This window comes from Acinetobacter bouvetii DSM 14964 = CIP 107468 (genome assembly GCF_000368865.1).
GTDB lineage: Bacteria > Pseudomonadota > Gammaproteobacteria > Pseudomonadales > Moraxellaceae > Acinetobacter > Acinetobacter bouvetii.
On record NZ_KB849726.1, the window covers coordinates 75724 to 91667 of the forward strand.

Consider the following 15944-nt stretch of genomic DNA (forward strand, 5'->3'; position numbering starts at 1 on the left):
GCATTGTGCTTTTTTATTTTTATGGGTTTTGATTAATCATTTAAGAACAAAATGAGAGTGCCGTTAAAACTATTGGTAAAATTTAGACAGAACATCATACAGGCAGAATAATAATGACCGCATATGATTTGGAAATCAGGCACCCGCACCATCATTCGGATGATGAAGCAGAGTTTTTTGAAGAAATGTCTGCACAAGAAATTATGGAAAAATTTAATGCGATGAACTGGAAGCAGCTGCAGATTTTAATGCTGCAGATGCGGGGCGGGAAAGCCGAATTTACAGTCACAGACAATATGCAGAATTTGGCTGTTCAAATCAGCTTGATTGAAATGCCGGAAACAGAGGCGCTGACTTTTAATTTTGAAAGCGATATTGAGGTCAGCGTAGAACAGTCTAATTTATTTGGCTTTTTAAAATACAGTAAAGCGGTTGATGTTGCATTTCAGGGTTTGAATTTAGCCGCCGCGCGTCATTTGCTGGATGCCTTTACGCATCAGGAACTGGATGTCATCCGCAAGCTTTATTTACAGCCTGACAAGACGTCCGCCGCTGAATAGGCTGCAATTAAGATATGGCTAGCCTGTTCGCCAAAGCGCTGAAAACCGCCATGGAACGTCAATCATTGCAGCTGATTTTCTAGAAACCTGCATTGAATAAAATTCCTTTAATAGCTTTTTATTTGCATGAAAAAAATGCTTTAGAGCCTAAAGTAGGAAATATTTTTCAATCCTTGGTGAAATTTGGGAAAAATTCTCATAATGCGCAGAAATTCTGCTGTTTCAGGGAAACAATCCCGCAGCCTGTTCATTACTATAGATTTCAAGGGTGTGACAGAGATCGAAAAGAGCAGCATGCTGTGCGGGCGCAAAACGCGAGAGCAGTACTTACCCAAAAGGTCTCGATTCGGCTTAGGACGCTATAGATCACAAGTTTATAGGCTATAAGATCATGACTTACCGAGTCAGGATAGTTGAAGTAAACGATTCCGTTTTCTCTTACACCGCCCTCAAAATTCCGTTCTAATAAAATGATAAAAACAATAAAGATTGCCGCTTTTTATTTCAAACCGCTCATCGTTTTATTTTCAGCCCAACTTAAAATCGCGGATCCAGCATTGCTGAGTGCATAATCTGTTCCAGACATTGACACATGAAAATGCAGTTGCTATGTTGCGCCAAAATTCTCCCAGTATTGCAGCGCTATGCCCTTAGACGACAATTTTATCTATATGCCTCCGCAACAGCCGCTGATGATTGTCTATGAAGATGATGATCTGGTGGTGATTGATAAGCCTGCAGGGCTGCTGTCTGTACCGGGGCGGCTGCCTGAGCATCAGGACAGCGCTTATCTGCGCGTGGTAGAGAAATTTCCGAATGCTAAAATTACCCACCGCTTGGACATGGCAACCTCAGGCATACTGATGTTTGCCAAGCACCGTGATGCGGAAGTGGCGGTCAGCAAAATGTTTCAGGCGCGGACGGTGAAGAAGAATTATATTGCTTTAGTGCAGGGGCGGCTGGAAGGCGCAGGCAGCGTCAATGAGCCGTTAATTACGGATTGGGAAAACCGGCCGCGGCAAATGGTGCATTATGAATTGGGCAAGCCTGCGCAAACGCTGTATCAAGGGTTGAGCTATGATGATGCGCAAGCGGTCAGCCGTGTGCTGCTGACGCCGATTACAGGCAGATCGCATCAGCTGCGGGTGCATATGATGCATATTGGCCATCCTATTACAGGCGATAAAATTTATCATCCGAATGCTGCGCAGAGCCCTTTAAAGCGCATGGCGCTGCACGCCAGCTCTTTGGCTTTTATTCAGCCTTTGAGCGGGAAAGCCGTCGAAATTAATGGCAATGTACCGTTTTAAGAACAGTGGAAATTATTCAGGCTTCAGCTGCGCAGTTTGCCTTGGCGAATGCGCCGAGAACGGCAGACGGCAGGCGCTTGGAATGATTGTGTTGCTGGCGCGGCCCAGCAGGCAGTTGGATGCCTGATCCTGCTGCCGCGCAGAAAATAACACTAAAAATGAAAGACAATTAAAATGAAAACTTGGCTAATATCAAATATTTATAAAATCAGTTTTTGTTTTTCAAAATATTTCCACTTAAACAAAGCAGCTTCAGCAATAATAAAAAAGACAATAAAAAAGATACGCTTATTTAAGAATCATGGCGCTTGTCCGCTAATCGTATTTTACCGCTCAGCTGTTGAAAGCTTATTCAGGATCGCCTATTCATTATAAAGAAAAGATCATCTGCATAAATGAACGCAAGAGGGTGAAATTCCTCATGCTGAGGAGCAGCGATGCCGTATCCGTATATTATGTTCATTGCACTGCTGGCTGTGCTGACAGCATTATTGCTGTTCACTTGGCAGCAGCTGAAAAAAAGCCGTCAATTATCAAATGCCTTGCAGGACAATTTAGCGCATGCCCGCAATGAGCTGAACCTGCATGAGCAGCAGGCCAATGAGATGAAATATGATATGACGCAGCTGCGGATTCAGCTCAGCGGCTTAAAGGTTTCAGTCAATCAGCTCAGCCAGTATCAGCATGTATTAGATATCGAAAAATATGTGATCACCCGCCGCCTGCAGGCCGACAGCTTTATTGAGCTGACGAAAATGAACGCTGAAATCATGCTGAATGAGATCAAAGAGCAAATCGCGCAGGTCAAGGATTTTTTAACAGCGCATCAGCACACAACCCAAGCCTATATCGAGCAAAAAGCGCAGGAAAAACTCAAAGCCTATTGGGGGCAAGCGCAGGCGCTACAGGAGCGCGATGACATTATGCAGGCGCTGGAACGGAAAATTAACGGCTATCAGCAGCATTATTTTGCCCCCATTCAGCATTTGCAGAAACAGCTGATTGACGGCTACAGCGGCTCAGATGCCGCGCAGCATTTACTGCTGCTGCGCGCCCAAATTCAGGAAGCGAATCATGCCGGGCGGGTTGCCGAATGCCATTATCTGGATGAGAACCGCTGTCAGGCTGCGATCGCATTGGTTGCATTGGTGTTTAATGCAAAAGCGGATTTGTATTTGTCATTGCTGAATGGCGAAAATGTGGGCCAGCTGCTGCAGGAACTGCGGGATGATTATCAGCTGATCAACTTTCATGGCAATCATTTCAGCCATGTGCAGCTGCACGAGTCATATTTAAATTTAAGGCTGGAAGAGCTGAAGTTTATGGCCTTGATGCAGGAAGCGCCTGACCGCCAGACACTTGAGCAGGATGAAGCATGCTGATCGAAAAATGCTGCGCAATAAATCTCCAAACAGCAGCAAATTTCGGCTAATCTAAAAGCGGCACAACAAAAGCAGAATAAGGACAATATATGACACGCGATTACCAGCAATTCCCAGACGATGATAATGGCAATGTATTATGGCAAATGCTTGAAGATGGCGATGATCTGAGCGTAGCGCATGAAATTGAATATTCCATTGCCTTTCAGCATGAAGAGAAAGCTGACCAATGCGCCATTTACCTGCTGAAAGAAGAACAGAAAATCAGCCTGTTTGAAGATGAGGAATCGGGTGAATGGATCATTACCATTTATGTGTATATGGAACCCGAATATGCCGATATTGTCGATTTAGAAGAATGGTTTACTAAAATTGCAGGGCAGTTTTCGGGTGAATATGACGGCTGGGGCTGCATGGCTTATGTATATGACGATGATCTGGAAGAGGATGACGAAGACGCCGCATTCGATGCTGAAAATGCAGACGGAAAGCTGAATTAACCGTTGGCGCTGCAGTTAAATGAAAGCCTCGCGCTGAATCGCCAGGCTTTTTTTAATCTATCCTGCATCGGTAAAAGCGCAGCAGGCTCCTGTCTCCAGTCAGATGTAAAAAATGATTGCGGTTCAATTATCCTACAGAAAAGCGCTGGATCATTTTTAGGCAGGCGGATAAATTGATAGCAATAGCGCAAGCGCATGACATCATGAATATGATGACCGTGGAGAAAAACAATGAAAAATACCGTACAGCTGCATCGCGTTTTCAGTGCCCCGCCAGAGCGGGTGTTCCGTGCATTTACAGACCCAGACGCTTTAGTGAAATGGATGCCGCCGCATGGTTTCAGCGCGCATGTTGAGTATGCTGAAATATCGACAGGCGGCAGTTACCGGATGCATTTCACTAATTTTTCTACGGGAACCAAGCATTCCTTTCATGGCAAATACCATCAGGTGATACCAAATCAGCTTTTACGCTATACCGATCACTTTGACGCGCCCGAATTGGCGGGTGAAATTGAAGTGACTATTGAATTAAAAGAAGTCAGTGTGGGAACTGAAGTTAGAATTACCCAAACGGGGCTGCCTGACGTGATCCCGGCCGATGCCTGCTATTTAGGCTGGCAGGAGTCGCTGCAGCTGCTGTCTTTTTTAGTCAACCCTGCTATTCCGGATGAGTAAAGCGGTCTATGGATATACAGATTAAACGGATTTATGACCCTGCTGATGCCGCAGACGGCAAGCGGATCTTAATTGACCGCCTTTGGCCCAGAGGCATAAAAAAAGAACAGGCGCTGCTGGACGGCTGGCCTAAAACATTGACGCCCTCCAGCGAATTGCGCAAGTGGTATCACCAGGATATTGAACAGCGCTGGACCGAGTTTCAGCAGCGGTATGCGGCGGAACTGGCCGGACAGCACGAAGCCATGCAGCAGTTGCGTGATTTGGCGCGTCAGCATAAAGTGACGTTGCTGACAGCCGCTAAAAATGCTGGAAAAAGCCATGCCGATGTGCTGAAGAAAATATTAGAACAATAGGCAATCCTTTCGGCTCTATTGAGACAGCGTAGCACAGAGGAAAACCTCCCGTAAGCGGAATAAAACCTTAAAATATTTACGTGATTTAAGTGGCTGAAAATTAAAAGTGTTATAGTACGTGCTTTGAGCGCTGCGGCGGCTCTTTTTCTTTTTCCGTTTTTTCTTTTTTTGAGGTTGCCATGTCTTTACCCCTATGCCCAAAATGCCAGTCAGAATATGTCTACGAAGATGGTGATTTACTGATTTGCCCTGAATGTTCATATGAATGGAAAGAGGGCGAGGCCGCAGATGGCGATGCGCAAAGCGTGATCAGCGATGCCAATGGCAATGTGCTGGCTGACGGCGATACTGTGACTGTGATTAAAGATTTGAAAATTAAAGGCTCATCTTCTGTGGTTAAGGTGGGCACTAAAGTGAAAAATATCCGCCTGCTGACCGATGCTGCCGATGGCCATGACATTGACTGTAAAATTGACGGCATTGGCGCAATGAAATTGAAATCTGAGTATGTAAAAAAAGCGTAAGTGAAGTTTCAGCTGCATTGCTTTATAAATGCGCTGTTTGAAGCAAATCATTCAGCGCACGCTGCTTTGGCAAGGCATAATAGCCTGAAACATTTAAGAGGACTGTGACCATGCCGCATATCCATTTGGAATATTCTGAGAACCTTCAGCCCTTTGACGCCAAGCCTGTTCTGACGGCTTTAAACCGCGCTTTTTTTGAATCTGGCCATGTCAGCGATTTATCCGACATTAAAAGCCGCGCAGTGTGCCAGCAAGCCTACGTGATTGGTTTGGGAGAAGACGTCGGTGAAGCGTATCTGCATGCGAAAGTTTCTTTATTGACTGGCCGGAGCATCGTGGTGCAGCAGGAAATTTCAGCGCTGTTGTTGCGGGTGCTGCAGCAGCAGGTGCCGGCCCGGGACAATTTGCGCATTCAGGCCTGTGTAGAAATGCTTGAAATAAATAAAGAAACGTACAGCAAGCATATTTTAAAATAAAAACAACAAAACAAATGCAGCATCTGCTGCATTTGTTTTGACTTATTTTTTTATTTAATTTTTTGAAAAATAACAATATTTGTGGGTTGTTCCTGACCGGTGTGAAATGCCTTGAGCTGAAATAAAAAGTATTGTTTTCTTTGATAAATTTCAATTATATTCATAAGAATAGAATAATTTTTAGACAATATAATTCTATCGAATATAAACTTTATAACGAAAAGAGGTGTGAGATGGCGGGGTGGTATGAACTTAGTCAGGCAAGTGACGGGCAGTTCCGTTTTGTGCTTAAAGCAGGCAACGGTGAAGTCATTTTGACCAGTGAATTGTATAAAGCCAAAGCTTCAGCGCACAATGGGATTGAATCTGTTCAGAAGAACAGTTCAGACGATAGCCGTTATGAACGTTTAGAGGCGAAAAACGGCAAGCCGTATTTTAATTTGAAAGCGGCCAATCATCAGATTATTGGCACCAGTCAATTCTACGGCAGTGAGCAGTCGCGGGATAAAGGCATTGAATCCGTTAAAAATAATGGCGGCAGTGAAACCATTAAGGATTTAATTGGTTAATCAATCGCTGTTGTGCAGGCAGGATGCAATCACATATCCTGTCTGTATGAACGTGAAAAAGCATGTTTCGGCATGCTTTTTTTTTGCATTATTGAGGGCAATGCTGGAGCCAATACAGAACATGAAAGCTTTAAAAATTGCACTTGCCGGCATGGTCATGGCCGCGCTCATCCTGTTTTTTGCTTCGCCTTATTGGGTGCTGTATCAAATGAATCGGGCGTATCAGCAGAATGATGCTGCCGGAATTGCCAAATACATTGATTTTGACCAAGTCAAAAAAGGTTTGAAACCGCAAATTGAGCAAAAACTGAATGCAGCAGCCGGACTGGAGCATTTGCCTGGCGCTTTGCAAAAGTGGGGCCTTCAATTGAGCAGTGCAATCAGTGCTCAAGCCGTCGATGCAGCGGTAAATGAGCGCACCATATTTTTATTAATGCAGGGCAAGGGGCTAAAAGAATCCTTGCAGCAAAGCCTGACGGAGAATTCTGCGGCAATGCCTGAATCAATCCGCAATCTGCTTGCGCAGCAGGCATCAGCAGCCAGCCAATTAGAAGAAATTGAGCAAGACCTTGCCCAGTCTGAAATTGATGCGCAAGGAGCAGCGGAACAGACCATCCCTGATGCTCAGGGAACACGGCCTAAACCCAAGATGAGAGCGCATTACACAGGCCTGAACCGTTTTGAAATCGCTGTGCCGAATGATGCGGGCGAAATAACGTATGTTGAAATGCGGCGTTCTAATCTCAGCTGGAAAATAGTGAATATCCGTTTGCCAAATTAATTTATAATATATTCGCAAGTTTAATATGCTTTTAAACTAAAAGTAATAATAGATCTACAATACAGCCAGATTTGGCAACTATTGCCAAAAAACAGGAACTCTTTAAATATATGGGAGGGACAGAGTGAAAATAACGGGTGATCAACCTGCGGGACTTGAAATTCTAGCTGTCTTAAACAGTTGGGATAAAGCCATTTGCAGCTTAGATATGAATCAAATTGCGGAGCACTGCGCTGCAGAGGTCAATTTATTTGATGTGACGATGGAACTGCAAGGGCTTAGCTCTTATCAAAAGGTTTGGAGCTCATACGAGGACTATTTTAGAACTGGCCTGCGGGTCTTCCGTGATCAGCTGAATATACATGCTGAGCCAGACATGGCATTTGTGCATGGTTTTTGCAAAATTGATGTTGAAAGCGGTAAGCCGACTCCTGGCGTTGTCTGGTGCAGAACGACCATTTGCCTCAGGAAAAAAAGTGGAAAATGGAAAATTATTCATCAGCATGTTTCGTTGCCACATCCTGTTGAATCGATAGTGTCGATGGAGTGGGATATCTAGACCGCGCAGCATATTTTATCAATTTAAAATTTCGGGCTTATCGGCCATGCGTTTGAGTCCGAATTGCGCATATCTCCTGTACATGTATTGCTGTTGGCGCACAGGGGATATGCGCGCCTCATTGATTGAGGACAGCCCAATCAATCATCAAAAACAAGCGGCATGAACATCCAGCAAAAAAATAAAGCCGCAGCCGAAAATACGGACTTCAACTTTCAGTTCCTTTCCTCACTGGCCGTGAATCGCCGCCAGCAAAATCTAAAAGTGCGTATGCAGACTCCTGCCCAGCATATTCCGCTTCCAGAATAACAGCCGCATCGGCTTTGATGCAGGCCAGCTGCCGCACAGCACAGCGGTTTAGCTTTGGAGAGTTTTGACGCGATCAATAAAATATCCATGTCATGAGCGAAAATGATTCAGCGCAGTTTAAGGCCTTGCTGCAGGGTTTGATGCTGATCGGGCTGGATGCCGCAAGGCTGAAACTGGAGCAGATGAAATAAATGCATGAATAGCGGACAATGGCAGGCTGGATATTGGTTGAGCTGCAGAGGCGATTATGGGGGTTCATGATTTTTATCGAATGAGTGCGCATGCAGTCATTGTCAATGCGCAGCATCAGGTGCTTCTGCTCAAGGCGAATTATGCGGATCATGCGTGGGGCCTGCCTGGCGGCGGTTTGGATATGGGCGAGACCATTCATCAGGCGCTGCTGCGGGAGTGTCAGGAAGAATTAGGCTGTGCAGTCGATGTTGCTTATTTGTCCGGCGTTTATTTTCATGCTACGGTTTGTTCACATGCCTTTATTTTCCGCTGCGTTTTGCCGGAAAATGCGCGGATTCAGCTAAGTGACGAACATTCAGCCTGCCGCTGGTTTGCCTTGGATGAGTTAAGCGCAGTACAGCGCATCCGGGTGGACGATTGCCTGCAGTTTGACGGCGCGGTGCGCAGCAGGAGTTTTTAGCCCAAGTGTAAAAATATGAATGCGTTGTATGGCAGGCGTCTGAAATTTTGTATTGAACTTTGATTGCAAGGCATTGTTCAGTATTCTGAGAGAATGTCCAAAAATTGAGGGTGCAGCCATGATGATACGCCATAAGCTTTTGCCGCTGCATTTTGCCCTGAGTTTTGCATTTTTCAGTCTGTACAGCGTCAGCCAACTCAGCGCTGCGGAAAGCATTTCAGGCATGCACTTTCTGCATAAGGACTGGGAGCTGGCCTGTGACAATACCGGCACCTGCCGCGCTGCCGGCTATCAGGCCGATGATCATTTAGAACGGCCAGTTTCTGTATTGCTGCAGCGGGCTGCCGGAGCAAATGCGCCAGTCACGGCTCGGGTAAAAATAGATTCAGCGCAATTGCCGGCACGCGGAACACGCTTGGCTGTGCGTATGCTGGGGCGCAGCTATGGCACAGTGGCAATTCATGAGCAGACCGGAGAAGGCAAGCTGTCTGCGGTGCAGACAGCCGCATTGCTTCAGGCTGTGCAAAGCGCAGCGCCGATCATTTGGACAGCTGAGCAGACGGAATGGGCTTTATCACCGAGCGGCGCCAGTGCGGCGCTGCTTAAAATGGATGATTATCAAAGGCGGATAGGCACTGCTTCTGCGCTGGTCCGCAAAGGTCAAAAGTCCAATGCCGCGGTTTTAAAAATGCAGCTTTTGCCGCTGGTGCAAATTAAACGCTATAGTCCCAGCATCGCGAAACACTTGAGCGTAAATTCAGCGCAAGCCAAGCAGCTGGCAGTACAGCTAAAAAAATCGGTAAATAAAGACAGTTGCTGGACGCTATATGAGCAGAATTATCTGCCGGAAGATCAAATCACGATATATCCGCTGAACCGTCAAAATGTTGTGGTCGAAGCGCCGTGCTGGCGCGGCGCTTATAATTATGGATATGGCTATTGGGTAATGGACAGCGCATTGCAGCAAACCCGCCAGCTGGTGACAGCATCAGGCTCCAGTTTTAGCGAAGGGCAAATTTTTGCGGCGCAAAAAGGGCGCGGCCTGGCCGATTGCGGTTCGCAAGAAGAATGGGCGTGGAACGGCAGCCGTTTTGTGCAAACCTACAAAGCCATTCAGGCGCAATGCAAAGGCTTTGCGGGCGGCGCTTGGCAAATGCCTGTGTTTATTTCAAAAGTACAGGCTGCGCAATAACAAGCGCCCCAACGGGCGCTTTTTTTGATTTGAGATGCAGCCAGCTATGCTTGGAGCTAAAAGCGCTTAGGAATTTTCTGCCCGTTTGGCACAGGTGTTTCAGCATGCTGCAATACGCCAAAAAGCCAGATTTCGGCATGATGCACGGCAGTTTTTACATCATCCCCTAAGGCCAGCCGTCCTGCAATATAGCTGGCCAGCGAGCAGCCGGAGCCATGGTATTCACCGTCCAAACGCGGGCATTGGGTTTCCGACACCAACTCACCCTGAACATATAACGCATTGCGGATGAAATCGGGCGTAGCTTCATGACCGCCTTTGACCAATACGGCCTGAGCGCCCATGGCAAACAGTTTTTGGATTGCCCGCTGCAGATCCTGTTCACCGGTTAAAGCCCGCAGTTCGATGGTATTGGGCGTAATCAGCGTGGCCAGCGGAATCAGTGCCGCAAAGGCTTTCACCAAAGTATCCTGATCGCCTAATGAGCCGCCGCTATTGGCCACTAAAACCGGGTCTAAGACATATAAATATTGCGGCTGTTCCTGCAGAAACTCTGCCAGCGCAGCAATATTGTCCGTGGTGCCCAGCATACCGGATTTCACGCATTTGATTGGCAAATCTTTCACGACGGCATGCGCCTGCGCCAGCAGCAGTTCTTTAGAGGTCGCGCTGAAGCCGAAAACCTGCTGTGAGTTTTGAATGGTCAATGCTGTACAGGCAATGGCGGCATGCGCGCCGCTTTGGCCGATGGCTTCAATATCCGCCTGCAGCCCAGCGCCGCCAGAGGGGTCTAAACCGGAAAAGCACAATACGGTTGGCCGCATAATGGAATCCTTCTGATGCAAAATTTGGGTTAGTATAGGCAAGTTTCAGGCAACACTCGAGTGCATTTTGCAGAGTGGCGAATAAGGTGCAGGGCGTGATTAAAAATATATTGATTGATTTGGATGGAACGTTGACAGACCCCAAAGTCGGCATTACTGCATCGGCGCGTTATGGGCTGGAAAAAGTGGGGCATCCGATTAATGAGCATATCAATATCGACTGGATTATTGGCCCGCCGCTGAAAGCATCACTGGCGAAAATTCTTAATGTGGCGCTCGATGATAACTTGGCTGAGCAGGCTTTGCTGGGGTATAGAGAGCGCTTTTCGGTCACCGGCCTGTTTGAAAATCAGGTCTATCCGCATGTGCCGGAAACACTGGAGGCCTTAAAGCAGCAAGGCTTTAAACTGTATGTCGCGACAGCGAAACCAACCGTCTATGCCAAGCGGATCTTAGAGCATTTTCAATTAGCGCCGTATTTCAGCCGGATTTACGGCAGCGAGCTGTCGGGTGAGCGCACCAATAAGGCAGAGCTGATTGCCTATATTCTAGAGCAGGAACAGCTGGCCGCCGCAGAATGCCTGATGGTCGGAGACCGTGAATATGATGTGTTAGGCGCGCGCCATAATGGCATCGACAGTATAGCTGTGACTTATGGTTACGGCAGCGCCGCGGAACTGGCGCATGCGCAGCCGAAAAAGCAGATTGAGTCCTTTGCCGATTTGGCCGCGGTGATTCCATCGCTTTGCAGCCAGCCGGTTTAAAGCGAGGGGCTGGTTTTTTCAAGTGACAGCACGGCGGCCAGTGCAATCAGATACAGCACAATCAGGCCGATCATCATCATGCGGAACGTGCGTGAAGCTTTTACGGGCAGTTTTTCATGCGCTAAAGCTTCACCATTTTTAAAAAATATTTGCACCATGCGGGCATTGGCGCTTAATGCAATTTCACGGATGGCTTGAATTTCAATGCCATCCAGCTGTGCTTCGGTCCGGTCCATCAGCTGAATAAAGACAGTCGGCTGTCCAAATTCATTCCATTTTAAATTGGCCTGCTGCAGGAGCTGTGCAAAATGATGTTCCGCAACGGGGTAATTCACGGCAAAACTGTCCAGGCTGTCAAAAGAAATGGGGCATATTTCTTGCGCAAGCAGGGTTTGGCTGCGCGACAGCAGCGACATCTGCTGCTGTGCAATCTGTACCCAAAGGGCCTGCGGATACAGTTCTAAATAATCTTGAATCATTTATTATGGAATTGGTTTTTATTTTAGAGCAGTATGTCACTGATTTTTTGATAAAAGAAGTTATTTTAAGTAAAGCTGCCTTAATTGGATTGCCTCTGCAGCCATCAGTGTGATGAGCAGGCAGCAATTGGAACAGAAAAACTATTTATTTTGTAAGCCTGCTTGTTTCTTCGAATTTAATTTGAAAAAATTTGCCTGAATCCATGAATCGTCAGAATAGCAAATGCCAAATTTTTTTTCATTCGCTCATGCATGGCTCAAGCCGATTGCGCCGCGTGACCCGCATGAGAAGCACCGAGTCGCAACTTCTTTAGAGCTGCTGTTTGATTTAATTTTTGTTGTGGCGATTGCGACTGCAGGGCAGCAGCTGCATCATGCCATCATTGAAAATCATTTGGCGCATGGCCTGACTTTGTATGGCATGGTGTTTTTTGCACTGTGGTGGGCGTGGATGAATTTCAGCTGGTTTGCTTCGGCTTATGACAATGATGATGCGCTGTACCGAATTTTAACCTTTATACAGATTATAGGCTCGCTTGTGATTGCTGCAGGCATTCCCAGCGCATTTCAGCAGCAGGACTTTGATGTCATTATCATCGGCTATGCCATTATGCGGCTGAGCTTAGTCACGCAATGGCTCCGTGTTGCAAAACATGATGCTGAACGGCGTCAAACGGCGCTGCGTTATGCTTTCGGCATTATTCTGGTGCAGTGCGGCTGGCTGCTGTTTCACTTTTCGCCGATACAGTTCACGGTCTATTTATTTGCGCTGCTGGCGGCCGCCGAGCTGTGTGTGCCTGTTTTTGCAGAAGCGGTCAGCCGCACGCCGTGGCATGCGCATCATATTGCTGAACGCTATGCGCTGCTGACGATTATCGTGCTGGGGGAGTCGATTGTCGGCTGTTCAATCGCCATTACCGATGCCTTGAATAATCAGCGTTTCAGTACCGAACTGATTTTTCTGATGATTGGCGGTCTGGTCATGATGTTCACCATGTGGTGGGCCTATTTTGACAGTGAAATTGCAGAAAGGCTGAACAGCCGAAAAATGGCCTTTGCATGGGGCTATGGGCATTTTTTTGTGTTCATCAGCATTGCAGCCATTGGCGCAGGGCTGGCTGCCGCCGTCGATGTCGTGTCGCATGAGGCCCTGATCAGTTCTATGCATGAAAGCTATTTCGTGGCGATCAGCCTGATGGTGTATACCTCTAGCCTGTACATTCTGCATGAAGCGCATCATCAAAGCGGTTTGAAGAAATGGCTTTATCCGCTGACAGTGGTGATTGTGCTGTGTATTCCGCAGTTTATTGAGCCTGCGGGATATACCATTTTTGCCATGGCGGCGGTATATGCGCTAAGGCTGATTTTATCTAAATGCTATTTGAAACGCTAAACAGATAGACGTATTTGCTTTATTTTTACCTCTATTAGTATGCATGTTTTTCTTTCAATTGATTTATTTTTAAATAGTTTATTTTTATCAGAATTATTTGTAAATGAGACTTTTTCCATAAGTCATTTTTCAATCAATATTTGTTAGTGATGGAATTCTCCTTATCCTCTTGCGGAGTATGCTCCATATCCTAAAGGGAAAAGGAATTTTCAAATTTAATTTATTGCTTCTTGATAATTACCTTTTTATTTATAAAAAAGCGCTATTAAATAAACTGATATACTTCTTAATTTTTTGTATTTAGAATGCTTTTTTATTTTACGTGACTGTCAAGAGATACAGCCTATGTCATTATGGTAAAAGTATGTCACATTTAGTGTCATTTTTATGTAGGAAAAATTATAGAAAGCAAAATAGGAAAAATTCATTATTAAATTTGACATATTGTTCAATTTTTATTAACAAAATACTAAGATGTAATTGAGGCAAAAGATGAGTAAGTTAGATTTTTGCTTTTATACGACATATTTTGTCGTTGTATTAGTAATTGATACTTATAAAAATTTAAGTTAAATATTATATTAATCAAGCTAATGCAACAAAGATGAAAATTATATTATTTGTTTGATTTTTATTTTAAATCAACTATTAAGATAATTTTTAATTAAAAATACATAATTTTTAACAAATACTTAAGGAAAAATTAAGATGAATACCGCTGATAAAATTTTAGATGGGTATGATAAATACAATAATGCTAAAGATATTGTTGATAAAGCTCAAACAGCAAATGATCTCAGGAAAGAACTGTCAAATGGTAAGCCATTAACCCCTGAATCTGGAGGAGCGTTAATAGGTTTAATCGGACCTATGATTCCTGGTGCTGGTGGAATTGATGGTGATGATTTTGCTAAATGGGGTGAAAATGCTGCAAGGAATATAAGCCCTAGAGATAGAGTTGATGCAGTTGTAGATGCTGCTGTAAATGGATCTTCATCTCAAGGAAAATTTCATTATGTCGATCCTTTAATTCTAGACTTAAATGGTAATGGAATAGAAACAACTGGTTTAGAAAATGGAGTTCAATTTGAATTAAATAGTTCTGGGCTTAAGGTTAAAACAGGTTGGGTCTCAGCTAATGATGGTTTATTAGTTTGGGATCGAAATAATGATGGAAAGATTAATGATGCATCGGAGTTATTTGGTAATCATGTTTTGATGAACGATGGTTCTATAAGTGAGCATGGTTTTGCTGCATTAAAAGATTTAGACTTTAATAATGATGATACTGTAGATATTAATGATGAAGCATTTAAAGGTTTAAGAGTATGGAAAGATATTAATCAGGATGGAGTTAGCCAAGAAAATGAACTTTTTACTTTAAATGAATTAGAAATCAATTCATTGAGTGTTAGTTATATAGATTCTGAAATAAAATTTGAAAATGGAAATATTATTTCTCAGATAGGTAGTTTTAATAAAACTGATGGATCTTCTTATGTAATGGGGGATGTAAATTTTGCAATTGATATAACACAAACAAGTAGAGAGAGTATTAATTTTGAGCAAATTGATTTTTCAAATCTATTTCTTTTAGGTTTAGGGCGAGTTAGTGATTTACAAACCGCAATTTCAATTTCAAATGAACTTAAAGTTGTTGTTGAAGAATATAAGTGTCAAACGAGTATTTCTTATAGGGAAAATTTGCTTGAAAAAATAATTTTTGAGTGGGCAAAAACAGATCCTTATTACTCGGAAAATATAAATTTAGTTGGTCAATCGATTTTAACAGCAAGTGAAGGTGTAGCAATAAGAAGAACAAGTGGTAATATAGTATTACAGGATGTAGTTAGTCTTGAGGAATTACCTGTAGAAACGCAACAAAAATTTCAAGAAATAAAGCCTTTTATAGCCGCATTGAGCTCTTTTACAGGGAGTAATATTTCTACACTATATTTTAATGGTAGAGATCGTTCAGGTGGAAGTGCTGAAGCTGTAATTGATAAATTTTATGAAGCATTTAATATATTAAAAGCTGTACTATTCCAAGAATTATATCCTCAAACATTTTTCCTGGAACAGTTTGGTGACGATATTTATTTTTTGGAAAATAATAAAATATTTTTAGATATACCAAATATTTTTAATACTATTAATGATTTATTCTTGGTTGATCAGTCTGATGGATTTAAAAGTTTATTATTGTTGTTGAATCATATAGATAGATATGGTGTTGATTTTGAAATTATAAATTTAAATTATCTTGAAATGTTATTTGAACATTATGTGACAAGTACTGATGGAGGGAAAATTAATCAATGGTTTGAAGAGTTAAGTCAATATGGATATATAGATTTCACACTTTTGACTGGAACAGATTCAAATGACAATCTTCAAAATACCAATATTGTTAATGCAAAAAATTATATTTTTAGTGGTGATGGTGATGATCAATTAACAGGCAATAATCATACGGATAAAATTTTTGGGGGCGAGGGAAATGATACTATTTATGGTCGCAATGGTGATGACTATCTAGATGGCGGTTCAGGGAATGACAAGCTCTATGGTGGAAATGGTGAAGATACCTTAATTGGCGGTACAGGCAGCGACTATCTTGAAGGCGGATCTCAAGG

20 protein-coding genes are annotated in these 15944 nt (G+C 43.9%); 17 read left to right on the forward strand and 3 right to left on the reverse strand.

The genetic code is table 11. From position 1 onward, the window contains the following. The first annotated feature begins 113 nt into the window (after positions 1-113). Complete coding sequence (locus F941_RS03345) at positions 114-560, forward strand: hypothetical protein (protein WP_005007882.1); 447 nt, start codon at positions 114-116, stop codon at positions 558-560. A gap of 644 nt (positions 561-1204) precedes the next feature. Beyond that, positions 1205-1870, forward strand: a complete 666-nt coding sequence (locus tag F941_RS03350) for a pseudouridine synthase (RefSeq protein WP_005007884.1) — start codon at positions 1205-1207, stop codon at positions 1868-1870. Between the two features lie 12 nt (positions 1871-1882). On the opposite strand, the gene F941_RS16455 is transcribed toward F941_RS03350, so the two are convergent. Next, complete coding sequence (locus F941_RS16455; RefSeq protein WP_018572682.1) at positions 1883-2023, reverse strand: hypothetical protein; 141 nt, start codon at positions 2021-2023, stop codon at positions 1883-1885. A 284-nt stretch (positions 2024-2307) separates the two neighbouring features. Between F941_RS16455 and F941_RS03355 the strand changes: the two genes are divergently transcribed. The 12 genes from F941_RS03355 to F941_RS03405 all read left to right on the forward strand — a co-directional run bounded on the left by F941_RS03355 (position 2308) and on the right by F941_RS03405 (position 9848). Further along, positions 2308-3252, forward strand: coding sequence for an SNIPE associated domain-containing protein (locus F941_RS03355; protein ID WP_005007886.1), 945 nt, complete (start codon positions 2308-2310; stop codon positions 3250-3252). A gap of 89 nt (positions 3253-3341) precedes the next feature. Further along, positions 3342-3752 (forward strand): ribonuclease E inhibitor RraB, encoded by a 411-nt coding sequence (locus F941_RS03360; protein ID WP_005007888.1) that lies wholly within the window; start codon positions 3342-3344, stop codon positions 3750-3752. Positions 3753-3983: 231 nt separating this feature from the next. After that, positions 3984-4430: an SRPBCC family protein gene (locus F941_RS03365; protein ID WP_005007889.1), complete on the forward strand. Its 447-nt coding sequence runs from the start codon at positions 3984-3986 to the stop codon at positions 4428-4430. An 8-nt stretch (positions 4431-4438) separates the two neighbouring features. Then, complete coding sequence (locus F941_RS03370) at positions 4439-4786, forward strand: DUF488 domain-containing protein (protein ID WP_005007891.1); 348 nt, start codon at positions 4439-4441, stop codon at positions 4784-4786. Between the two features lie 179 nt (positions 4787-4965). After that, positions 4966-5310, forward strand: coding sequence for a zinc ribbon domain-containing protein YjdM (locus F941_RS03375; RefSeq protein ID WP_005007894.1), 345 nt, complete (start codon positions 4966-4968; stop codon positions 5308-5310). 110 nt (positions 5311-5420) lie between these two features. Beyond that, positions 5421-5786, forward strand: a complete 366-nt coding sequence (locus F941_RS03380) for a 5-carboxymethyl-2-hydroxymuconate Delta-isomerase (RefSeq protein ID WP_005007896.1) — start codon at positions 5421-5423, stop codon at positions 5784-5786. Between the two features lie 233 nt (positions 5787-6019). Continuing rightward, positions 6020-6355: a YegP family protein gene (locus F941_RS03385; protein WP_005007899.1), complete on the forward strand. Its 336-nt coding sequence runs from the start codon at positions 6020-6022 to the stop codon at positions 6353-6355. 121 nt (positions 6356-6476) lie between these two features. After that, on the forward strand, positions 6477-7136 hold the full coding sequence (locus F941_RS03390) for a DUF2939 domain-containing protein (RefSeq protein ID WP_005007900.1): 660 nt from the start codon (positions 6477-6479) through the stop codon (positions 7134-7136). A 124-nt stretch (positions 7137-7260) separates the two neighbouring features. Further along, positions 7261-7695: a YybH family protein gene (locus F941_RS03395; protein WP_005007902.1), complete on the forward strand. Its 435-nt coding sequence runs from the start codon at positions 7261-7263 to the stop codon at positions 7693-7695. Positions 7696-7857: 162 nt separating this feature from the next. Beyond that, a complete protein-coding gene (locus tag F941_RS16460) occupies positions 7858-8004 on the forward strand; it encodes a hypothetical protein (RefSeq protein WP_018572686.1) in 147 nt (48 codons plus the stop codon). A gap of 247 nt (positions 8005-8251) precedes the next feature. Continuing rightward, complete coding sequence (locus F941_RS03400; protein WP_005007904.1) at positions 8252-8656, forward strand: NUDIX hydrolase; 405 nt, start codon at positions 8252-8254, stop codon at positions 8654-8656. 118 nt (positions 8657-8774) lie between these two features. Then, positions 8775-9848, forward strand: a complete 1074-nt coding sequence (locus F941_RS03405; protein WP_005007906.1) for a DUF1176 domain-containing protein — start codon at positions 8775-8777, stop codon at positions 9846-9848. 56 nt (positions 9849-9904) lie between these two features. Here F941_RS03405 and F941_RS03410 read toward each other — a convergent pair whose 3' ends face one another. Then, the gene (locus F941_RS03410; RefSeq protein ID WP_005007909.1) at positions 9905-10672 is read right to left on the reverse strand and encodes a hydroxymethylpyrimidine/phosphomethylpyrimidine kinase; all 768 of its coding nucleotides are present in this window, start codon (positions 10670-10672) and stop codon (positions 9905-9907) included. A gap of 95 nt (positions 10673-10767) precedes the next feature. On the opposite strand from F941_RS03410, the gene F941_RS03415 reads away from it, so the two are divergent. Continuing rightward, complete coding sequence (locus F941_RS03415; RefSeq protein ID WP_005007915.1) at positions 10768-11436, forward strand: HAD family hydrolase; 669 nt, start codon at positions 10768-10770, stop codon at positions 11434-11436. Here F941_RS03415 and F941_RS03420 read toward each other — a convergent pair. Continuing rightward, on the reverse strand, positions 11433-11915 hold the full coding sequence (locus F941_RS03420) for a hypothetical protein (protein WP_005007919.1): 483 nt from the start codon (positions 11913-11915) through the stop codon (positions 11433-11435). The genes F941_RS03415 and F941_RS03420 overlap by 4 nt on opposite strands. A gap of 223 nt (positions 11916-12138) precedes the next feature. On the opposite strand from F941_RS03420, the gene F941_RS03425 reads away from it, so the two are divergent. Further along, entirely contained in the window at positions 12139-13308 is a 1170-nt protein-coding gene (locus F941_RS03425; protein WP_005007922.1) for a low temperature requirement protein A, read from the forward strand. A gap of 708 nt (positions 13309-14016) precedes the next feature. Further along, on the forward strand, positions 14017-15944 hold a 1928-nt coding region (locus F941_RS16810), incomplete at its 3' end, for a calcium-binding protein (protein ID WP_005007924.1).